We start from the raw sequence: 21014 nt of genomic DNA on the forward strand, positions 1-21014 counted from the left end.
TGCCCGAAGGGCGGATGAGGGGGCGGCTTGCGCCGATATGCGTCATCCTCATGATGCCACCTCCTCGAACCGCTTCAGTTCAGCGGGCGCACCGACCGTTTCGAGGTAAAACCGCGTCAGCAGGTTCTTAGCCGTCAACTGGCGATATTCAGCGGTCGCGCGCCAGTCCGTCAGCGGCTGGAAGTCGGTGTCGAAGGCCGGGCGTGCAGCCTCTATGGTTGCTTCCGTCCAGGGCTCGCCGATCAACTCGGCCTCGACGCTGCGGGCGCGCTTGGGCGTTGCCGCCATGCCACCGAGTGCAATGCGGATGTCAGTCACGCGGTCTGTCTCATCCAGCACCAGATAGAAGGCGCCGAGTACGGCGGTGATATCCTCGTCCCGGCGCTTGCTGATCTTGTAGACTGCGAATTTGGCGTCTGCGACCGGGTAGGGCACGAAGACGCTTTCGACGAATTCGCCTGGCTGGCGGTCCTGCTTGCCGTAGGCGATGAAGTAATCCTCCAGCGGGATCGTGCGGGCGCCTTCGGCCGAGCGCAGCGTCAATTGCGCGCCGAGTGCGATCAGGGGCGGCGGGCTGTCGCCGATCGGCGAGCCGTTGGCGATATTGCCGCCGATCGTGCCCATGTTGCGCACCTGATCGCCGCCGATACGGGTGATGAGGCGGGCAAAGGCGGGGATCTTCCGGGCGATGGTGTCGAGCGCGCGGGTGTAGGTGACGCCGGCGCCGATCGCGATGCCATATTCGCCCGCGGTAATCGTCTGAAGCTCCGTCAGGTGATTGATGAAGACGACGGGGTTCAGCTGACGCATCTGCTTCGTCACCCAGAGGCCGACATCGGTGGAGCCGGCAACGATGGTCGCCGTCGGCTCGGCCGCAAGCACCCGCGCAAGCGCGTCAACGGAGCGCGGCACAATGAGGCGGCCTTCTTCTGACACAATCGAGATCGTATCGGATGCCTGCATGGCCCAGAGGCGAGAGATGATTTCGGCACGGGTCTTTTCGAGTGGATCGAAGAGGGCGCTCGGTCGCTGCAGGCTCACCTGCTCGGCGGCCTTGACGATCGGCTCATAGCCTGTACAGCGACAGAGATTGCCTTGCAGCGCCTTTTCGATCTCGGCGCGGTCAGGTTTCTCGTTGGACAGCCAGAGGCCGTAAAGGGACATGATAAAGCCGGGCGTGCAGAAGCCGCATTGTGAACCGTGGCAATCGACCATGGCCTGCTGCACCGGATGCAGCGTGCCATCTCTGGCAGCCAGATGCTCGATCGTCACGACATGGGTCGCTTGCAGCGAGCCGGTGAAGCGGATGCAGGCATTGACGGATTCGTAGAAGAGCTTGCCGTCGATCAGCCGGCCGACCAGCACGGTGCAGGCGCCGCAATCGCCTTCGGCACAGCCTTCCTTGGTGCCCGTCAGCCGCCGCTTCAGCCGGAGAAAATCGAGAAGAGTCTCCGTCGGGCGGACGTTGCTCAAGGAAACGTCCTCGCCATTGAGGATGAAGCGGATGCTGTCGTTCATGATATTCCCGGTTGTTTTTCTTAAAATGGTTATGCCGCTGTCCAGCCCCCGTCAATCGAGATATGCGTGCCGGTCACCTGCCGGGCTTCCTCGCTTGCAAGGTAGAGGGCGAGCGCTCCGATCTCCTCGGCCTTGACGAATTCGTGGGTCGGCTGTGCCTTGAGGATAACCTCGGTCTTGACCTGCTCTTCGGTCATGCCGCGCGCTTTGGCGGTATCGGGGATCTGCTTTTCGACGAGCGGGGTCAGCACATAGCCGGGGCAGATGGCGTTTACCGTCACACCGAATTCGGCAAGCTCGAGTGCTGCCGTCTTCGTCAGGCCCAATATACCATGTTTTGCCGCCACATAGGCAGATTTGAAGGGCGAGGCGACCAGACCATGCGCCGAAGCGATGTTGATGATGCGGCCGGACTTTCTGGCCTTCATCAGCGGGATCGCGGCACGCATCGTATGAAAAGAGCTGGACAGATTGATCGCGATGATCTGATCCCATTTCTCGATCGGGAAATCCTCGATCTTTTCGACATGCTGGATGCCGGCATTGTTGACGAGCACATCGACCGTTCCGAAGGTCTTGCCGGCAGTCTCGATCAGATCGGCAATCTCTGATGGCTTCGTCATGTCGGCCGGGTGATAGAGTGCCTTCGCTTTCGACGATGATTCAAGGCGTTCGATTATCGCCTTGATTTCGTCGTCCTTTCCGAAACCGTTGATGACGACGTTGTCGCCCCTGGCGGCAAAGGCGGTGGCGATCGCAAGCCCGATACCGCTGGTGGAGCCGGTGACGACGACGGATCTGCTCATGCTTCTTCCTCCCTGGATGCGAGATGCTGCATTGCAGCGTCAGCGCGAGGTTATGCCCAAAGGCGGCGTGCTGGCAATCGGGAAGTGGCTGAGAGGCCAGACCGCCACTTACGCCCTTCCAAGCCAGGCGGACCTGCCCTATTGATTTGCCACGACAACAGCATGCAGCGGGAGGAATCGCATGGGTGGATATGTTCTGGCGGTCGATCAGGGAACGACCTCGACACGGGCGATCGTCTTCGACGGCGACATGAAGATCGCCGGCATGGGCCAGAAGGAATTCACGCAGATCTATCCGCGCTCCGGCTGGGTGGAGCATGATCCCGAGGAAATCTGGGATTCGGTCGTTTCCACAGTCCATATGGCGCTGCGCGAAGCCAAGGTAACGGCTGGGGATATTGCGGCACTTGGCATCACCAACCAGCGCGAGACCGTCGTCGTCTGGGAGCGCGAGACCGGCAAGCCGATCCAGAACGCCATCGTCTGGCAGGACCGGCGCACGGCAAGCTATTGCGACAATCTCAAGCGGCAGGATCTGGAGCGCACTTTCACGAAAAAGACCGGCCTTATCCTCGATCCCTATTTCTCGGGAACGAAGCTTTCCTGGATGCTTGCCAATGTGAAGGGCGCGCGGGCGAGGGCGGCGCGCGGCGATCTTTGTTTCGGCACGATCGACACGTTCCTTATCTGGCGGCTGACGGGCGGCAAGAGTTTTGTCACCRATGCGACCAATGCGTCGCGCACGCTGATGTTCAATATCTCGACCAACGAGTGGGACGAAGACCTGCTCGATATCCTGCGCGTGCCGGCCGCCATGCTGCCGGAAGTGAAGGATTGCGCCGATGATTTCGGCACGGTCGATCCCGAGCTTTTCGGCGCGGCCATCCCGATCCTCGGCGTTGCCGGCGACCAGCAGGCGGCGACGATCGGCCAGGCCTGCTTCGAGCCGGGGATGCTGAAATCGACCTATGGCACCGGCTGCTTTGCGCTTCTCAACACCGGCAGCGACATGGTGCGATCGAAGAACCGGCTGCTGACGACCATCGCCTATCGCCTTGATGGTCAGACGACCTATGCGCTTGAAGGCTCGATCTTCATTGCAGGGGCGGCTGTCCAGTGGCTGCGTGACGGGCTCGGTGTTATCGACAGGGCATCCGATACGAATGATCTGGCGGAGAAGGCCGATCCGACGCAGGAGGTCTATCTCGTGCCGGCCTTCACCGGCCTCGGCGCGCCGCATTGGGATGCCAAGGCGCGCGGCGCGATCTACGGCCTGACGCGCAATAGTGGGCCGGCGGAGCTTTCCCGTGCCGCACTTGAGGCCGTCTGCTACCAGACGCGCGACCTCCTGGAGGCGATGCAGAAGGACTGGAAGAACGGCACCGACGATACGGTGCTGCGCGTCGACGGGGGCATGGTTGCCTCTGACTGGACGATGCAACGGCTTGCGGATCTTCTGGAAGCACCTGTCGATCGCCCCGTGATCCTGGAGACGACGGCGCTTGGTGCTGCCTGGCTTGCCGGCAGCAGGGCCGGTGTCTGGCCGGATCGGCAGAAGTTTTCCGCGACCTGGAAGCGTGACCGACGCTTCGAGCCCTCGATGGACGAGAAGACCCGTGCCGCCAAGCTTAAGGGTTGGAAGAATGCGGTGAAGCGGACGCTGAGCGAGCTCTGACTCTTTGTATTTACGCAATTCCGGACGCAAAACCGCTGCAGACTTTTGCTGGAATTGCGCTAGGTCACCGGGTTCATATGAGCATATTGCTTGCGGTATTCCGCAGGTGTGACGCCCAGATGGCGCGTGAAGGCGCGGCGCAGGGTGTCGTCGTCGGCAAAGCCGCATTCGCTGGCCACCTGTTTCGGCGCATGGCCGCTTTCGAGCAACCGGCGGGCAGCCGTGATGCGACTGGATTCGACCCAGCTTGCCGGTGTCATCCCGACCTCTTCGCGGAAGAGGCGGGCGAAATGACGGGGGCTGAGTTCCATCCGGCGGGCGAGTTCCGCCACGCTATGGTCGACGGCCGGATTGGCGGCGATCCAACGCTGCACCTCCTGCAATGCCGAACGGCCCGCAGGGGCTGCTTCGCCCTTGCGGCTGAACTGCATCTGGCCGCCCGGACGCTTGAAGAACATGACGAGTTGGGCTGCCGTGCGCATCGCCACGTCACGGCCGAGATCTTCTTCGACGAGGGAGAGGGCGAGGTCCAAGCCGGCCGTAACTCCGGCCGCGGTCCTCAGTTCACCATCCGCTACGTGGATCGCATCTTCCTCCACGGCGACGGAAGGATAGGCTTCACGCAGCCTTTCCGCGACGGCCCAATGGGTCGTTACTCGTCGGCCGTCGAGCAGCCCGGCGGCCGCGAGCAGAAACGCGCCGCTGCAGACTGAGCCGTAACGCCGGGCCCTCGGTGCGGTCTTGCCGAGCCATGTCAGCAGTTTTGCATCGGGTTCGATCTCGGCCGCATTCGGGCAGCCGGCGACGAGCAGCGTATCCAGCGGACCGATCTCATCCTCGATCGTGTAGTCGGCGACCAGCCTCACGCCGGAGGAACTGCGGATATGGCCATGGGTGGTGGCGATAACGACGGGGCAATAGGCCTCCGTGCCGCTTTGAACATTAGCCTCGGCGAAGACGTCGAGCGGGCCGGAGACATCCAGAAGCTGGACGCCGGGAACGGCAAGGATGGCGATGTTCCTGGGTTTCATCTGACGGCCTCATGTCCGCGGCGGAATGGTTTTGGCAGAAAATGACGGATAGCGTCGATTGCCGCCATTGTGGGCCGCTTTTACTCTCCCTGACATCCACCATCAAGGAGAAAGACGATGACATTGACGATTGGCGATATCAGCATTCCAGACAGCAAGCTGGCACGCGACATCACCGCGCTGGTTCGGGACACGGAGTCGCCGCTGCTCTTTCACCATTCCAGCCGGGTCTACTATTTCGGCGCACTCTCGGGAAAGCGCCGTGGGCTGAAGTTCGACCCTGAACTGCTCTATGCCGGTGCCATGTTCCACGACATGGGACTGACGCATCAGCACAGTTCGGAGCATGAGCGTTTCGAGGTCGATGGCGCCAATGCCGCTCGTGATTTCCTCAGGAGTTACGGCATCTCGCAGGGTGATATCGACACGGTCTGGACGGCAATTGCGCTGCATACGACACCCGGCATTCCGCAGCACATGCATCCGGTCGTGGCGCTGGTGACGGCGGGCGTGGAGATGGACGTGCTCGGCATCGATTATCACGGTTTCCATGACACCGATCGCGAAGCTGTGGTGCATACGCATCCGCGCACGCCGCATTTTAAAGAGGATATCCTCCAGACCTTCTACGAAGGCATCAAGCACAAGCCGGAAACGACCTTCGGCAATGTGAAGGCGGATGTGCTGGCCGACAAGGATCCACATTTCCACAGAGGCAATTTCTGCAGTGTGATCCGCAACTCTGCCTGGGTCGGCTAGAGTATTCGAAAACTCCAGGCAGGCGGCTTCGATGCCGCCTGCCTGTTCTCGTTACTTCTTCAGCCAGGGTGTCGCCGTGCTCCAGAAGATCACGTTTGCGCCGAGGTAGTCCTGCGCGAAGGTGGTGAACTCCTCTTTGGTGAAGGGCTTCCTGGTCAGCGGGTTCTTGTAGGTCAGCGTCGGCTCCTGGACGGCGAGGCCGACATAGGAAAGCCTGCCCTTGTATTTGTTGAAGAAGGGATAGGAGTTCTTCATCTGCGCCTTGCGGTTCGGCACGATATCGGGACCGCCGAGGCCGACATTGTTCTTCTCCGCAAAATCGAAGAGCCGACCCATATAGTTGTGGTCGTTCTCCCATTCGCAGGGCCAGAAATTCACGTATTGCACGACCAGCGATTTTTCGAACGCCTTGCGGGCGAAGGCGAGGTTTTCCATCTCGGCCGAGAAATAGGCGTCACAGGAGAAACCTTTCGGCTCGTGCTTCGGATCGAGATCGATCGACGTTTCCGGCAAGTTGATGCCGTAGATCTGACCGTCGAACTTTTCGGCAAGTGCCTTCAGGAGCGCCTGATATCGCTCGCGAACGGCCGGGTTCCACTGCTGCGCGACCCAGCCGGAACCGACCGRCTTGTTTTCGCCGGGATTGTCGAATTGCGGGGTCAGGCCGCCGTCATATTCCGGCTCGGTCAGCATGTAGTCCGGAATGTTGCGCGCCTTCGGATTGAAGAAGCGGTCCTGCACCTGGATGAACATCTTTTTGTTCAGCCCCTTGGCAATGGCGAGATCCTGCTCGATTGCCGAAAAATCATACTGACCCTTCGCCGTCTCCAACCCCTTCCAATTATAGACGACCTGCACGCCACCGATATCGGGCCGAGCGAGCTTCGCCTTTGCGGCGGCGAGATCGCCGGAGCCCATATAGAGGAAGTTTTCGGGAGCGGAGGCGGCATGGGCAGCCTGCATCGGCAGGGCGAGGGTGGCGAGCGCGACGAGAAGTCTCTGAGATTTGTTCATGGGGTTCTCGAATAGAAAGGTGATGGAAAGCGCGCAAAGCTCTCGGGACCAAATCGGGCAACTCAATGGCGGCGATTGCCGAGCCCGTGCGCACAGTTAATCGGGCCGCTTCCATCAGAATTACTCGTTTTACCATCCGCAATTTTTTGATGCGCCCTGTCGGCCAAGCGGTTACTCATTCGTCATTCGGAAAGAGGAGCTACCGATGCTTTACGCAATCCTTTGCTACGCCAATGAAGAAACCGTCTTCGCCTGGACCGAGGAGGAAGAGGCTGCCGTTATGGGAAATCTCCATGCCGTGATCGAGCCGCTCGCCGCTGCCGGCAAGCTCGGCCCGACAGGCCGGCTGATGCCGACGACGACGGCAACGACCGTGCGCAAGGGCAAGGACGAGGCCTTTGTGGTCGATGGCCCGTTTGCGGAAACCAAGGAGGCGCTTCTCGGCTTCTACACGGTTGATTTCGAGACGCTTGATGACGCGATTGCCTTTTCCAAAGAGCTTTCGGCGGTCAATCCGGGTTCCACCTCTTACGAAATTCGGCCGTTCTACACCTTCAGGCCGGGAGAGACCGCATCATGACAGACATTGCCTGGATCGACCTCGCGCTTGCCTCGGCCCGGCCGAAGGCGCTCGGCGCGCTGCTACGCTATTTCCGCAATCTCGATACGGCGGAGGAGGCGTTTCAGGAGGCATGCCTGAGGGCGATCCGGACATGGCCGGAAAAGGGGCCGCCGCGTGACCCGACGGCCTGGCTGATCTTCGTCGGCCGCAACAGCGGCATCGATGCGGTGCGCAAGAGGGCGAAGATCCAGGCCCTGCCCGACGAGGACCAGATTTCCGATACGGAGGACGCCGAAAGCGATATCGCCGATCGGTTGGACGATTCCCATTATCGCGACGATATCCTCCGGCTGCTCTTCATCTGCTGCCATCCGGACCTGCCGGCCACCCAGCAGATCGCACTGGCGCTGCGCATCGTCTCGGGCCTGTCGGTCACGCAGATCGCGCGTGCCTTCCTCGTCTCCGAAAGCGCCATGGAGCAGCGTATCACTCGCGCCAAGGCGCGGGTGGCGAAAGCCGGGGTGCCTTTCGAAACGCCGAGCCCGCAGGAGAGGGCCGAGCGGCTGGTGATCGTCAGCACGATGATCTATCTGATCTTCAACGAAGGCTACAGCCAGGCCGATCCCAAGCAGGAGGCGGCCGCCTTCAGCGACGAGGCGATCCGGCTGGCACGGCTGATGCTGCACATCTTCCCCGCCGAGCCGGAACTGATGGGGCTGCTTTCTCTGATGCTGCTGCAGATTTCCCGCCGGCAGGCGCGCTTCAACACCGAGGACGAGATCGTGCTTCTGGAAGATCAGGACCGCTCGCTCTGGAACCGGCCGTTCATCAACGAGGCGCTGGCGCTGCTCGACAAGGCGCTGCGTCACCGCAAGCCCGGTCCCTATCAGCTGCAGGCGGCAATTGCTGCCGTCCATTCCCGCGCAAAACGCGCCGAGGATACCGACTGGGTGGAAATCGATCTGCTCTATCGTGCGCTCGAACGTGTCCAGCCTTCACCCGTGGTAACGCTCAACCGCGCGGTCGTGGTCTCAAAGCTGAATGGACCCCAGGAAGCGCTCGATCTCATCGAGCCACTCGGCGAGAAACTCGACGGCTATTTCTATTATCATGGCCTGCGCGGCAATTTGCTGAAGCAGCTCGGCCGCATTGCACCGGCGCGCATAGCCTTCGATCGCGCCATCGCGCTTGCGCACTCGGCGGCGGAAGCTGCGCATATCCGCCGGCAGATCGACAAGATGCAGGAAGAGGCGGCGCAGCCTGTCGCGAGAACGTAGTCTCGTTTCCTGTTCGATCGAAACGACAATTCATCACATTCGCTGCTGGTATCCGCAACCAGGTTGAATTGGTGCAGCCGCTCTTTTGCCCATAGGGTGGCGTCATTTCAGCAGGGAATTTCGGATGACCATCTCCATCGCGCCAATCACCGTCGATACTATCGACGAGTATCACCACGTTCTCGGTGCTGTTGCGCGGGAACGGAAATATCTGGCGCGCGAAGACGCGCCGCCGATCGAACGGAGCAGGGCCTTCGTGCTTGAGAATATGGAGCGGGGCAATCCGCACTTCGTTGCGCTCGATGGCGTTAGCGTCGTCGGCTGGTGTGATGTCAGGCGTAATACCGAGTTCAATGCGCTGCATGCCGGAATGCTCGGAATGGGAATGCTTGCCGATTACCGCGGGAAGGGCATCGGCAGCCGCCTGATGGAGGCGGCGCTTGCCGCGGCATGGTCCATCGGGCTGACCCGGATCGAGCTCAGCGTGAATGCCTCCAATCAGCGGGCCATTCGTCTCTACGAGAAATCCGGTTTCGAGTATGAGGGTGTATTGCGCAATGCAATCATGCTTGATGGCGACTATCAGGACGTGGTGATCATGGGTATTCTGGCCGAACCGCGGCTATGCTGACGAGGTGTTCCGGCTATCGATTTTCTCGAAGCTATCGTTCCAGAATTTCTGTTTGCTCTTCACTCGCGGCGTCCTTATCTCGAGGCTGAATTCAACAGGATGCCGACCATGGAACTGGGTCTTTATACATTCGCAGACGTCAACCCCAATCCGTCCCGCAGCAAGGGAGTGGAAGGGGCCGAGCGGATCAAGCATCTGATCGAGGAGATCGAGCTTGCCGATCAGGTCGGGCTCGATGTCTTCGGGCTCGGCGAACATCATCGGCCAGATTATGTGGCCTCGGCACCTGTGGTTGCGCTGGCTGCTGCTGCGGCGAAGACGAAGAATATTCGGCTCACCAGCGCCGTCACGGTTCTCTCCTCCGACGATCCTGTGCGGGTGTTCCAGCAGTTTGCGACGCTCGATCTGATCTCCAACGGCCGTGCGGAAATCATGGCGGGACGCGGCTCCTTTATCGAATCCTTCCCGCTCTTCGGCTACAATCTCGAAGATTACGACCAGCTTTTCGAGGAGAAGCTCGATCTTCTCCTCGCGCTSCGCGATGGCGAGATAGTCGACTGGAAGGGCGAGCTCCGCGCGCCGATCCAGGGACGCGGCGTCTATCCGCGGCCGCTGCAGGATCCGTTGCCACTGTGGATCGCGGTAGGCGGTACGCCGCAATCCGTTGCCCGCGCGGGTGCGCTCGGCTTGCCTGTGGCGATCGCCATCATCGGCGGCGAATATCCGCGCTTTGCGCCGCTGCTGGATCTCTATCGGGAGGCTGCTCGCCGGGCAGGGCAGGATGCGGCGAAGCTGAAGACCAGCATCAACGTGCACGGTTTCATAGCCGATACGACAGAGGCCGCTGCCGACCAGTTCTACGGCCCGCAGGCCGAAGTGATGAACCGCATCGGCCGCGAGCGCGGCTGGGGCCCGACGAGCCGGGCGCATTTCGACATGTCGCGCGGCCCGACCGGCAATCTCTTCCTCGGCGATCCGGAAGTGGTGGCCGAGAAGATCATTGCCGCCCACAAGGTTTTCCGCAACGACCGCTTCCTGCTGCAGATGGCGATCGGCCTGATGCCGCACGACCAGATCATGCGCGGCATCGAGCTCTACGGTACAAAAGTGGCGCCGATCGTCAGAAAGGCATTGACTGAGGCTGCCGAAGGCGCGAAAGCCACCGCTTGACGCAGAGCCTGTCGCTCTCGGGTAAAATCCGGAACGGTCTATGGTTATCGAGAACGACGAAGAACTTACCAAGCTCAAGGATATCGGCCGTATCTGTGCCAATGCCATACAGGTGATGGCGGCGGCGATGGAGCCGGGCATGACGACGCTGGAGCTCGACCAGATCGGCCGCAAGGTGCTGGAAGATGCCGGTGCGCGCTCGGCGCCTGAATTCTGCTATCAGTTTCCGGGCGCGACCTGCATCAGCGTCAATGAGGAAATCGCTCACGGCATTCCCGGCCCGCGGATCATTCGCCCGGGCGATCTAGTCAATATCGACGTGTCGGCGGAAAAGGACGGGTTCTTTGCCGATACCGGCGCTTCTTTCGCGGTGCCACCGTCTAAATCGAAGATCGAGAAGCTTTGCCGCGACGGAAAGCGGGCGCTCTGGATTGGCCTCAACCAGATCAAGGCCGGCGAGCCGCTGGCGAAGATCGGCAATGCCGTCGGCGCCTTCGCGCAGAAGAACCGCTATACACTTGTCGCCAATCTTGCCAGCCACGGCGTCGGCCGTTCGCTGCATGAGGAGCCGGCCGAGCTTTCCACCTGGCCCGATCCGTCGGAACGGCGCATGATGACGGAAGGTCTCGTCTTTACCGTCGAGCCTTTCCTGTCGCTCGGCGCAACATGGGCGGAAGGCGGGGATGACGCCTGGACGCTCTATGCCGATCCCAAGGCCCCGACGGTGCAGTATGAACATACCGTCGTTGCAACACGCAACGGGCCGATTATTCTGACATTGGCGGCTTAAGGGGGATCACCCCTCGCTTTTGGAGGTCGAGATGGCTGTTGCCTTTACCAAGGAAGAGAGTGCCGAAACCGCATCGGAAACGCTGCTGCCCGATCGCGCGATTTCGCCTCATCCCAATCTCGTCACAGAAACCGGACTGAAGGCGCTGGAACTGCAGGTGCACGAAGCGCGCCAGGCCTATGAGGCTGCGAGCACTATCGAGGACGTCAATGAGCGCCGACGCCAGACGTCTGGCCCGTTGCGCGATCTGCGTTACCTTGCCGAAAGAATTCGCACGGCCCAACTCGTCTCCAACCCGATCTCCACTGATACCGTTGCCTTCGGAAGCACGGTCACCTTCAGCCGCGATGATGGCCGGGTCCAGACATACCGCATCGTCGGAGAGGACGAGGCCGACCCGAAGGCGGGATCGATTTCCTACGTCGCTCCCGTGGCCCGCATTCTCATGGGCAAGGCCGTCGGCGATGTCGTCGCTGTCGGCGATCAGGAACTTGAGATTATCGAGATTTCCTAAAGCGCCGTGCGTGCTCGACGTACGGCGCTCGTGTTAACCGCCTTGAGATCAGGCGACTTGCGGCAAGCGGGCGATGACCTTGATCTCGAAATCGAAGCCGGCCAGCCAGTTCACGCCGACGGCCGTCCAGTTCGGGTAGGGCGCCTCGCCGATTTCCTTCATTCTGATACCAGAGATCGTCGGCCACTGCGCTTCGGGATCGGTGTGGAAGGAGGTGACATCGACGACATCGTCGAACGTGGCGCCCGCAGCTTTCAGCACTGCTTTCAGATTGTCGAAGGCAAGCTGTACCTGCTTTTCGAAGTCGGGCTCGGGAGAACCGTCTTCACGACTGCCGACCTGGCCGGAGACGAAGAGCAGATCGCCTGAACGGATCGCCGCAGAGTAGCGGTTGATCTCGTAAAGAGCCTGCCGGCCTGCGGGGAAGATTGCATCACGTTTTTTGGTCATTGTTTTACTCCTGTCTAGACAAACGGCACCGCCTCCGAACTCTCGTTCGTCGAAAGAGGTGAGCATTTATGGGAATGGGCTGCCCGCTATCCGGAGCGATTGATATACGCTCCGTATGCGGATATAATCAGACATACGTTGCGTATGTCAATACACATACGCAACGTATGTGTATTTTGGGAGATGGTGATGGCCGCAAAGACCCGGGCGCAGATGATGGAGGAGACGAGGGCGAAGCTTATACAGGCTGCCCGGAAGGCTTTCGCCGTCAAAGGCTATGCGGGAGCTTCGATGGATGATCTCACCGCCGATGTCGGGCTGACACGCGGGGCGCTCTACCATAATTTTGGTGACAAGAAGGGTTTGCTGCAGGCCGTGATCGACCAGATCGACGGCGAAATGGGGGAGCGGTTGCGCATCGAGCGCGACCGGGCCGAAACGATCTGGCTTGGCCTTCTGGCGGAATATACCGCCTATATCGAAATGGCTCTGGAGCCGGAAATCCAGCGCATCATGCTGCTCGACGGGCCGGCGGTGCTCGGCGATCCCTCGCAGTGGCCCAGTCAGAATGCCTGCCTTCGCACGACAACCCAGACCATCCAGGCGCTGATCGACGAAGGCACGGTCAAGCCTGTCGATGCTGAAGCTGCTGCCCGCCTGCTCAATGGAGCGTCGCTCAGTGCCGCGCTCTGGATCGCCGCCGCGGAGGATCCGCACAGCCTTCTTGCGAAGGTCGTCGAGGTTTTCCGCGGTCTCGCGAGTGGTCTGCTCAAGACCTGACATTGACGAGGCGGCGGTTCACGCCGCCAATCGTCGATGTGGCTTCAATCCCGTTGCGGGTCGGTCTTGCCGCCTTGCAGGATTTCCATGGCCGCACGCTCCAAAATCCCGGAAATCCTGATAGCTTCGCTTGCCGACCAGGGATGACGCATCCGCAGTGCAGAACGCAGCAGCTGGCGGGCAGCGCGGATGTTGCCGTCGTCGCGGCCGAAATCGTCATCCTCCTCGTCACGACGGTGTCGGCCGCCGCCTCCACCCTGATGCTGATCGGGGTCGAACATGCGATTGACGAAGGCCATGCCCTCGGCAATGCGCTCCAACTTGGCGAGCGCCTGGTCGATCATGGCGCGGTTTTCCTCCACCTTCTGACGGCCGGCCTCGGTGATCTTGTAGAGCTTCTTCGTTCCTTCGTTTTCCACTTCCGCCAGTCCGGTCTCTTCCAGATAGGTGAGGGCCGGATAGATGACGCCCGGGCTCGGCACGTAAAAGCCGCCGGAGCGCTCCTCCAGTGTCTTGATCAACTCGTAGCCGTGACGCGGACGCTCTTCCAGCAGCGCCAGAAGGATCACCTGCAATTCGCCCGCGGAAAACCTGCGGCCCATTCCCATGCGCATCGCTTCACCGACGAAACCGCCTCGAAAGCCTCTCATGACATACTCCTTCGTATCAGATGTATCGTTCACTATGTCGTAAATATATATCGTAAGATATGTCTTTCAAGAGAGAGTGCGGAAATCCTGTTCGCGAAATTGAAGCATCCATCAGAATTACTCACTTGTGGCGGTCATGCTGCAGCGCGATAAACGCGCCATGTTGGCTCCGAATAACGACCGCCCGGTCAATCTCCTCACCGCCGCGCTTGCAGGCGCCATTGCCATGGCGGCGGCCATGGGCTTCGGGCGATTTTCCTTCACGCCGATCCTGCCGGGCATGATGGTCGGCGTGCCGCTTTCGGCCGCAGACGCGGGTTTCATCGCTTCCGCCAATTTCGTTGGGTATCTCGTCGGCGCGGTTCTCGCCGCCTATGGGTGGGCTGCGGGGCGCGAGCGGCTGGTAGCGCTTCTGTCGCTGCTTGCGACTGCAATCCTGCTGGCCGCCATGGCGGCGACGGATTCCGTCTTGCTCTTTGCCGTCATCCGCTTCCTGGCGGGCATGGCGAGCGCCTTCACGCTGGTCTTCAGTTCGGCAATCGTGCTGAGCCATGGGGCGGCTGCGAATAATGATCACGTTCAGGCAATACATTTCGGTGGGCCAGGGGCGGGGATCGCGATTTCCTCCGTCATGGTGCTTGCGCTCGGCTATGTCTTCAACGATGCAGCCGGCGGCTGGCGCGCAGACTGGATCGGTGGAGCGCTCTTTTGCCTGGTCAGCCTTGTTATCGTCTGGGCACTGCTGCCGAAGTCGCCGGTGCATACGGGGCAGGCGAAGGAGCCAGCACTGATCTGGAGCCGGCCGATGGTGCTGCTGACGCTGTCCTACGGCTTGTTCGGCTTCGGCTATGTCATTACCGCCACCTTCCTTGTCGCCATCGCACGCGCGAGCGCGTCCGGGCCGATCGTCGAGTTCCTCTGCTGGTTCATTGCGGGGCTGACGGCCACGGTCGCGCTGTTCATCTGGAGGCCCTTCGTACGCTTGCTTGGGCTTGGCGGCGTCTATGTCGCGGCGCTCATCATCGAGGCGATCGGCGTGCTCGCAACCGTGGAACTGCCGCATTCGGTGGCGCCGCTGATCGGCGGCGCGCTGTTCGGCGCAACGTTTCTTGCCATCACTGCCTATGGATTGCAGATCGGCCGCAGACTGTCACCCGAAAGCCCGCGCCGCATCCTGGCGCTGATGACGGCGGCCTTCGGCGTCGGCCAGATCATCGGTCCTGTCGTTGCCGGCTGGATTGCGCAGACAACGGGAAATTTCGTGCTGCCGACCGTTATTGCAGCGATCGTGCTGGTTTTCTGCGCACTGCTGGTCATGCCGGTGATGAAGAAAATCCCATAAGTGGTTACAAGTGCGTAACAATGGGTTGAACCCATTGCCGCTTTCTTCGAACTGCCTTAATTTCCGGGCAATCAGTGGTTCGCCACTCTTCCGTGACTCCAGTTCAGGAAAGCAAAGCTCCCCGTGTTTCATTCCTTCTTTCCCCAGCCAAAGGCGTTCTTTACTTCGCTCACAATCTGGACGCTGGCTGCGATTTTAGGCTGGTATTTCTTCGCCGCCGATCTCGGTGCTTCGCTTGGATTTGCGCCGGTTCCTGAAGAGCAACAGCCGATCGATCTCTCGTTTTTCCTGTTGCCGGAGAACCTTTGGTTTTACGGCTACTTCCTGGCGAGCGCTTTGATCTTTTGCGGCGCTTGGCACATCAAGGCGATGAGCCACCCCTGGAAGATATGGTCGATTTGGGGGTCGGCGCTAATCATCTTCGTGACCTATTTTAGTGTGCAGATCTCGGTCGTGATCAACAATTGGCGGCGGCCATTTGGCGACCTGCTGCAGAACGCGCTGGCGAAGAAGCCGGGTATTACAGTCGAGAACTTTTACGACCTGTTTCTGGTTTTCGCGCAGATCGCCTTCCTCGCCATGTTCGTATCGATCATGACCGATTTCTTCACGAGCCATTATATCTTCCGCTGGCGGACGGCGATGAACAATTTCTACATGGCGAATTGGGAAAAGCTGCGTCACATCGAAGGCGCATCCCAGCGTGTACAGGAAGACACGATGCGCTTTTCCAGCACCCTGGAAGGTCTCGGCATCAACCTGATCAATTCGGTGATGACGCTGGTCGTCTTCCTGCCGATCATGCTGGCACTGTCACATTACGTGACGAGCCTGCCGATACTCGGCGAAGTGCCGAATTCCCTCTTCTGGCTGGCTATCTTCTGGTCGGCTTTCGGCACCGTCCTGCTCGCTTTCGCGGGTATCAAACTGCCTGGGCTGAATTTCAAGAACCAGCGCGTGGAAGCGGCCTACCGCAAGGAACTGGTCTACGGCGAGGACCATGCCGACCGGGCGCAACCGCCGACGGTCCAGGAACTGTTCTCAAGGGTACGGAGAAACTATTTCACGCTGTACTTCCACTACATGTACTTCAATGTTGCCCGCTCGTTTTACCTGCAGGCGGACAATCTTTTCGTCTATTTCTTCATGGCTCCGACCCTCGTCGCCGGCGCCATCACCTACGGTATCTTCCAACAGATCGCGACCGCTTTCGGGCAGGTCAGCAATTCCTTCCAGTATCTCGTCAATTCCTGGTCGACGATCATCGAACTGCTCTCCATCCACAAGCGTCTCAAGGCCTTCGAGGCTGCTATCGATGATGAGCCGCTGCCTGATATCGATCAGCGCTATCTGGAGCGCGAAGCCGGCGCTGTTCACGTCGACGGCTGACAAAACAGGAAGGGCCACCGAAGCGGTGGCCCTTCCTGTTTGAGAGTCTGGCGGATCGTCAGTTCGGACGGTTGGAGCCCGGATTTTTCCAGTCCAGATCCATCAATGCCTCCAGGATATGGTCGGCAGCGGCCGTGTTGCCCTCCCTGACTGCGATGTCGTAGGCGGCGAGGCAATGGTCGAGCAGCGGTGTCGCCACCGGCGCTTCCTCGGGGAGGGGAAAGACGATGCCGCCGTAGAGGGATGGTATGCCGGTCCTGTCGCGGAAGCATCGTCCGAACGCCATCACCTGATGGAAGGCACCGTCGGCGCGGCGGGTGCGGTAGCTCTGGTGCTCCGGCTCTTGCGTAAGGATCGTATCATGGATGATCCTGGCGGCGGCCGGCTGATCCTCCGGATGAATGCGGGAGACATAGACTTCGAGCGGCAGGCCGCGTGCCGTTTCCGCGGAGTCGAGCCCAAACATTTCGGCAACCGCTCCGTCGCCGTAAAGAAGATTGGCAACGATATCCCATATGAAAAAGCCGGTTTCACAATTGCGGAATTCGTCTTTGTCAGTCAGACACTCCAGGTCCACAACAGCTGTCACGACGCACCACCCACGTTTGCGCGCATTCATGATGCAATGCTTATCAAAGCGTAAGGTGGATGCAATCAATAGGTGCAGGCCGTAGTTGAATATCCAGTGTTTTTAACACATAGGAGTGCTTTACAACCCGGATGTCTGCTGCAGCGCCCCGCGCTTTTCTATGAGAGGGATCGCTTCGGAGTAGCTGACGCAGGCGACATCGGCCCTATGGCAGACGTCGCTCACCAGTCTGTCGAGCGCGCGCCAATATGCGCCGCCGTTCATTTCCACGAAATGGAAGCCGAGTTGCAGGGGAATGCGACTGCCGGCATATTGCTTGTCGAAAGCCTCTTTAAAGGCTGTATAGGCGCGCGCCTCGAAGGCGGCGCTGTCGGCGGAATCCTCTTCGCCCTTGGAGTGACGGACGAAGAGATTGTAATCCATGCCGATGATTGGCTTTTCAGCCGGGCCTTCCGGAATGAGCGGCAGGCCGAAGCGGATGATGCCGTCTTCTTCGACCGGCATGGCCGGTCCCTTGGTGACGAGGCTTGCATCATAGGCGAAGCCGGCCTTCTTCTCGGCCGCAATCATCTCGGCTCCACCGCCGGTCGACAGGTAGGGAGCACGGAAACCCTTGATGCCATGGTCGACGAGATCCCGCCAGCCGGCCGGTTCGTCCAGGCCGACGCTTTTCCAGGCATTCTTCAGTGTGGACTTGAAAGTCGCATATTCGGCCGACCAGTCCGCCTCGCTCCATTGTCTCCCGTCGAAATGGCCGCAGGCATGACTGGAAATATCGTGCCCTTCGAGATGAGCGTGCCAGATATTGCCGAGGCGTTCGCGGATCTCGTCGTCGCTCTGCGCGAAGCCGACATTGGATTTTGCACGTTTCTGATGAGGGGCTTGGTAGGCTTTCTTCGCTGCCTCATTCATCAGGAAGGTGCAGGAGAGGAAATAGGTGAAGTGCGCGCCATTCCGGGCTGCCATTTCGCGACTCTTCTGCCAGAGCGCATTATCGTGAGCACCGTCGAAAGAGACGATGACAAGCTGTTTCGGCTTGTCGGCGGCCTCAGCAACGGCGGGAAAAATCAGAGACAGGGCGAGGGAGGCCGGAACAATCGAACGAAACATGGGCACCGCGACAATTTGCATTGCGGTTTTCCTGTTACAGAATTGCGGCGAAGCTACGGTCTTGCTGGCAATTTCCCTCTTCTGCCGGTAATTCATGGCTGACCGTCAAACAGGAAAACCGGATCACCATGGTTCTGCTCGCCCTCAGCCTCATTCTCTTCCTCGGCCTCCACCTGATCCGCGTCGTTGCTCCGGGCTTCCGGCAGGCGATGATAGACGGGATCGGCAAGCCCGCCTGGGTCGCCGTCCATGCGATTGCGAGCATCCTGACGCTGATCTTCGTGATCTATGCCTTCGGCGCAGCGCGCAGCGAGCCGATCGGTTTGCTTTACAACCCGCCAGTTGGCATGGCGCATCTGACCGTCACGCTGATGCTGATTGCGATGATCTGTCTGGTCTCCGGTTTCCTGCCGGCCGGCCACATCAGGACGAAGACCAAGCACCCGATCGTGCTGTCGGTGAAGATCTGGGCGCTTGCCCATCTTCTGTCGAACGGCGAAGCTTATTCCGTGCTGCTGTTTGCCGCTTTTCTCGCCTGGGGTGTGGTGCTGCGCATTTCGTTGAAGCGGCGCCAGAGGCGGGGCGAGATCACGTTGCCGACCTTCGTATCGGCCAAATACGACCTCTACGCCGTCATCATCGGCGCGGTCGTCTGGGCGCTGATGATCTGGCGCGTTCATGAATGGCTGATCGGCGTTGCACCTCTGCCGATGCTTGCTTCGTGACGATTCTGCGATATCCCCCTTACAACGGCCGCAAAATGGAGTAGAAGGCCCGACAATGTGCGTTTTGCACTGTGTATGGGTATCCGCGGCCGGAGACGAGAATGGCATTCAACGACGACAGCTTCATTCGTGAAGTCAACGAGGAACTGCGTTCCGACCAGATGAAGGGCGCAGTGCGCCGGTTTGGCCGCTATATCATTGCCATTGCCATTCTCATCGTGCTCGGAACCATCGGCAAGGTCGCCTACGAATATTGGGACAATAACGCGTCCTCCGGCGCCGGCGACCAGTTCCTGGCGGCGATGAAGCTTGCCGACGAGAACAAGACGGATGAAGCGCTCGCCGCACTCGACAAGCTGGAAAAGGAAGGCCACGGCGCTTATCCGGTTCTGGCGCGCATGCGTGCAGCGACCGTCCTGTCGCAGAAAGGCGACAATGCCGGCGCGATCGCATCATTCCAGGCGATCGCCAAGGATAAGTCCGTTCCGGCTGCCGTGCAGGATGCTGCCAAGATGCGCGCCGGCTGGCTGCTGATCGAGAACGGCACCTATGAACAGGTTTCTGCCGCAGTCGAAGAAATGGCCGTACCGGGCAATGCCTTCCGTCATTCGGCGCGCGAAGCACTTGGTCTTGCTTCTTACAAGGCTGGCAACATGGCGCAGGCGCGCCAGTGGTTCCAGTCGATCGTCGACGATGTGGACAGTCCGCGCAATGTTTCCAATCGTGCCCATATGATGCTCGATCTCATCACCGCATCCGGCAAGGCGCCCGCCGCGCAGGGCTGAGGCTTAAGGGAAAATAATGAGTTTTACGGTCGCCATCGTCGGACGCCCGAATGTCGGCAAGTCGACGCTTTTCAACCGTTTGGTCGGGAAGAAGCTTGCGCTTGTCGATGACACGCCCGGCGTGACCCGTGACCGCCGTCCGGGTGACGCGCGGCTTATCGACCTGCGTTTTACGATTGTCGATACGGCAGGCCTCGAAGAGATGACGGACGAGAGCCTGCAGGGCCGCATGCGCCAGCAGACGGAAACGGCAATCGACGAGGCCGATCTCTCGCTCTTCGTCGTCGATGCCAAAACCGGGTTGACGCCAGTCGATACGGCGCTCGGCGAGATGCTGCGCCGTCGTGGCAAGCCGGTTGTGCTCGTTGCCAATAAGTCTGAGGCGCGCGGTTCCGACAGCGGTTTCTATGATGCCTATTCGCTAGGCCTTGGCGAGCCTGTGCCCATTTCCGCCGAACATGGGCAGGGCATGCTCGATCTGCGCGACGCGATCGTTGCTGCACTCGGCGAGGATGTCGTTTATCCTTCGAAGGAAGATGTCGCCGTCACCGATGTCGACGTGCCACAGCCGACCGGTGAAGAGAGCGAGGAAGACGAAGAGCCCGCCTATGACGAGACCAAGCCGCTTCGCGTGGCAATCGTCGGTCGTCCGAATGCCGGCAAGTCGACGCTCATCAATCGCTTCCTCGGCGAAGACCGGCTGCTGACGGGGCCGGAAGCCGGCATCACGCGCGATTCCATCTCTGTGGAATGGGACTGGCGCGGACGCACCATCAAGATGTTCGATACGGCCGGCATGCGCCGCAAGGCCAGGGTGATCGAGAAGCTGGAAAAGCTTTCGGTCGCTGATGCACTGCGCGCCATCCGCTTTGCCGAACTGGTCGTCATCGTCTTCGATGCGACGATCCCCTTCGAGAAGCAGGATCTGCACATCGTCGACCTCGTGCTGCGCGAAGGCCGCGCCGCCGTGCTCGCCTTCAACAAATGGGACATGATCGAGGATCGTCAGGCCGTGCTTGCCGACCTGCGCGAAAAGACCGACCGGCTGCTGCCGCAGGCGCGCGGCATCCGCGCCGTGCCGATCTCCGGCCAGACCGGCTGGGGCCTCGACAAGCTCATGCAGTCGATCATCGATACGGACCGCGTCTGGAACAAGCGTATCTCGACCGCCAAGCTCAATCGCTGGCTGGAGCAGCAGCAGGTCCAGCATCCGCCACCGGCCGTTTCCGGCCGCCGCATCAAGCTCAAGTACATGACGCAGGTAAAGGCCCGCCCGCCGGCCTTCATGGTGTCCTGCACCCGCTCGGACGCACTGCCGGAATCCTATACGCGCTACCTGATCAACGGGTTGCGGGCGGATTTCGATATGCCGAGCGTGCCGATCCGGATCCACTATCGGTCGTCGGACAATCCGTTTGAGGGCAAGAAGAGGCGGACTTAGTCCGCT

The 21014-nt window shown here is 60.3% G+C and carries 23 protein-coding genes; 15 read left to right on the forward strand and 8 right to left on the reverse strand.

Going from position 1 to position 21014, the window contains the following annotated elements:
- Nucleotides 1-48: 48 nt before the first annotated feature.
- Together xdhA and AC1D35_RS16755 are read right to left on the reverse strand one after the other, a co-directional pair.
- Entirely contained in the window at nt 49-1518 is a 1470-nt protein-coding gene (gene xdhA / locus AC1D35_RS16750) for a xanthine dehydrogenase small subunit (protein WP_113308748.1), read from the reverse strand.
- A 29-nt stretch (nt 1519-1547) separates the two neighbouring features.
- Nucleotides 1548-2324: a 3-hydroxybutyrate dehydrogenase gene (locus AC1D35_RS16755; protein WP_113297474.1), complete on the reverse strand. Its 777-nt coding sequence runs from the start codon at nt 2322-2324 to the stop codon at nt 1548-1550.
- Here AC1D35_RS16755 and AC1D35_RS16760 point away from each other — a divergent pair.
- Together AC1D35_RS16760 and glpK are read left to right on the forward strand one after the other, a co-directional pair.
- Entirely contained in the window at nt 2323-2469 is a 147-nt protein-coding gene (locus AC1D35_RS16760; protein ID WP_162747107.1) for a hypothetical protein, read from the forward strand. The genes AC1D35_RS16755 and AC1D35_RS16760 overlap by 2 nt on opposite strands.
- A gap of 36 nt (nt 2470-2505) precedes the next feature.
- Nucleotides 2506-3999: a glycerol kinase GlpK gene (glpK, locus tag AC1D35_RS16765; RefSeq protein WP_477939134.1), complete on the forward strand. Its 1494-nt coding sequence runs from the start codon at nt 2506-2508 to the stop codon at nt 3997-3999.
- Nucleotides 4000-4058: 59 nt separating this feature from the next.
- On the opposite strand, the gene AC1D35_RS16770 is transcribed toward glpK, so the two are convergent.
- On the reverse strand, nt 4059-5030 hold the full coding sequence (locus tag AC1D35_RS16770; protein WP_113308750.1) for a helix-turn-helix domain-containing protein: 972 nt from the start codon (nt 5028-5030) through the stop codon (nt 4059-4061).
- Nucleotides 5031-5147: 117 nt separating this feature from the next.
- Between AC1D35_RS16770 and AC1D35_RS16775 the strand changes: the two genes are divergently transcribed.
- The gene (locus tag AC1D35_RS16775; protein WP_113308751.1) at nt 5148-5789 is read left to right on the forward strand and encodes an HD domain-containing protein; all 642 of its coding nucleotides are present in this window, start codon (nt 5148-5150) and stop codon (nt 5787-5789) included.
- Between the two features lie 51 nt (nt 5790-5840).
- On the opposite strand, the gene AC1D35_RS16780 is transcribed toward AC1D35_RS16775, so the two are convergent.
- On the reverse strand, nt 5841-6803 hold the full coding sequence (locus AC1D35_RS16780) for a hypothetical protein (RefSeq protein ID WP_477939137.1): 963 nt from the start codon (nt 6801-6803) through the stop codon (nt 5841-5843).
- A gap of 205 nt (nt 6804-7008) precedes the next feature.
- On the opposite strand from AC1D35_RS16780, the gene AC1D35_RS16785 reads away from it, so the two are divergent.
- The 6 genes from AC1D35_RS16785 (at nt 7009) to greA (ending at nt 11747) form a co-directional block, all read left to right on the forward strand.
- Nucleotides 7009-7383 carry a YciI family protein gene (locus tag AC1D35_RS16785; protein WP_113308753.1) on the forward strand — a complete coding sequence of 125 codons (375 nt, stop codon included), beginning with the start codon at nt 7009-7011 and terminating at the stop codon, nt 7381-7383.
- Entirely contained in the window at nt 7380-8642 is a 1263-nt protein-coding gene (locus AC1D35_RS16790) for an RNA polymerase sigma factor (protein WP_113308754.1), read from the forward strand. The genes AC1D35_RS16785 and AC1D35_RS16790 overlap by 4 nt, the downstream gene beginning before the upstream one ends.
- Before the next feature lie 124 nt (nt 8643-8766).
- Nucleotides 8767-9273: a GNAT family N-acetyltransferase gene (locus AC1D35_RS16795; RefSeq protein ID WP_113509419.1), complete on the forward strand. Its 507-nt coding sequence runs from the start codon at nt 8767-8769 to the stop codon at nt 9271-9273.
- 108 nt (nt 9274-9381) lie between these two features.
- Entirely contained in the window at nt 9382-10443 is a 1062-nt protein-coding gene (locus AC1D35_RS16800; protein ID WP_113308849.1) for an LLM class flavin-dependent oxidoreductase, read from the forward strand.
- A gap of 40 nt (nt 10444-10483) precedes the next feature.
- Nucleotides 10484-11233: a type I methionyl aminopeptidase gene (gene map, locus AC1D35_RS16805; protein WP_113297483.1), complete on the forward strand. Its 750-nt coding sequence runs from the start codon at nt 10484-10486 to the stop codon at nt 11231-11233.
- 31 nt (nt 11234-11264) lie between these two features.
- The gene (gene greA, locus AC1D35_RS16810) at nt 11265-11747 is read left to right on the forward strand and encodes a transcription elongation factor GreA (protein WP_113308756.1); all 483 of its coding nucleotides are present in this window, start codon (nt 11265-11267) and stop codon (nt 11745-11747) included.
- A 48-nt stretch (nt 11748-11795) separates the two neighbouring features.
- On the opposite strand, the gene AC1D35_RS16815 is transcribed toward greA, so the two are convergent.
- Nucleotides 11796-12197, reverse strand: coding sequence for a RidA family protein (locus AC1D35_RS16815; protein WP_113308757.1), 402 nt, complete (start codon nt 12195-12197; stop codon nt 11796-11798).
- A gap of 189 nt (nt 12198-12386) precedes the next feature.
- Here AC1D35_RS16815 and AC1D35_RS16820 point away from each other — a divergent pair, with 189 nt between their 5' ends.
- Complete coding sequence (locus AC1D35_RS16820) at nt 12387-12977, forward strand: TetR/AcrR family transcriptional regulator (RefSeq protein ID WP_113308758.1); 591 nt, start codon at nt 12387-12389, stop codon at nt 12975-12977.
- Nucleotides 12978-13021: 44 nt separating this feature from the next.
- Here the strand turns inward: AC1D35_RS16820 and AC1D35_RS16825 are convergent, their stop codons facing one another.
- The gene (locus tag AC1D35_RS16825) at nt 13022-13627 is read right to left on the reverse strand and encodes a PadR family transcriptional regulator (RefSeq protein ID WP_113297487.1); all 606 of its coding nucleotides are present in this window, start codon (nt 13625-13627) and stop codon (nt 13022-13024) included.
- 160 nt (nt 13628-13787) lie between these two features.
- Here AC1D35_RS16825 and AC1D35_RS16830 point away from each other — a divergent pair, with 160 nt between their 5' ends.
- Complete coding sequence (locus AC1D35_RS16830) at nt 13788-14969, forward strand: YbfB/YjiJ family MFS transporter (protein ID WP_113308850.1); 1182 nt, start codon at nt 13788-13790, stop codon at nt 14967-14969.
- 123 nt (nt 14970-15092) lie between these two features.
- Entirely contained in the window at nt 15093-16358 is a 1266-nt protein-coding gene (sbmA, locus tag AC1D35_RS16835) for a peptide antibiotic transporter SbmA (RefSeq protein ID WP_113297488.1), read from the forward strand.
- Between the two features lie 58 nt (nt 16359-16416).
- Here the strand turns inward: sbmA and AC1D35_RS16840 are convergent, their stop codons facing one another.
- Nucleotides 16417-16947, reverse strand: coding sequence for a PAS domain-containing protein (locus tag AC1D35_RS16840; RefSeq protein WP_162748479.1), 531 nt, complete (start codon nt 16945-16947; stop codon nt 16417-16419).
- Between the two features lie 120 nt (nt 16948-17067).
- Nucleotides 17068-18057, reverse strand: coding sequence for a polysaccharide deacetylase family protein (locus AC1D35_RS16845; protein ID WP_113308851.1), 990 nt, complete (start codon nt 18055-18057; stop codon nt 17068-17070).
- Nucleotides 18058-18185: 128 nt separating this feature from the next.
- On the opposite strand from AC1D35_RS16845, the gene AC1D35_RS16850 reads away from it, so the two are divergent.
- From AC1D35_RS16850 to der, 3 genes are all read left to right on the forward strand, one after another.
- Nucleotides 18186-18782, forward strand: a complete 597-nt coding sequence (locus tag AC1D35_RS16850; RefSeq protein WP_113308760.1) for an NnrU family protein — start codon at nt 18186-18188, stop codon at nt 18780-18782.
- Nucleotides 18783-18883: 101 nt separating this feature from the next.
- Nucleotides 18884-19567, forward strand: a complete 684-nt coding sequence (locus AC1D35_RS16855) for a tetratricopeptide repeat protein (RefSeq protein ID WP_113297492.1) — start codon at nt 18884-18886, stop codon at nt 19565-19567.
- Between the two features lie 16 nt (nt 19568-19583).
- Nucleotides 19584-21008, forward strand: a complete 1425-nt coding sequence (gene der, locus AC1D35_RS16860; protein WP_113308761.1) for a ribosome biogenesis GTPase Der — start codon at nt 19584-19586, stop codon at nt 21006-21008.
- Nucleotides 21009-21014: the final 6 nt, after the last annotated feature.

The organism is Rhizobium sp. P1_E6, assembly GCF_056405875.1.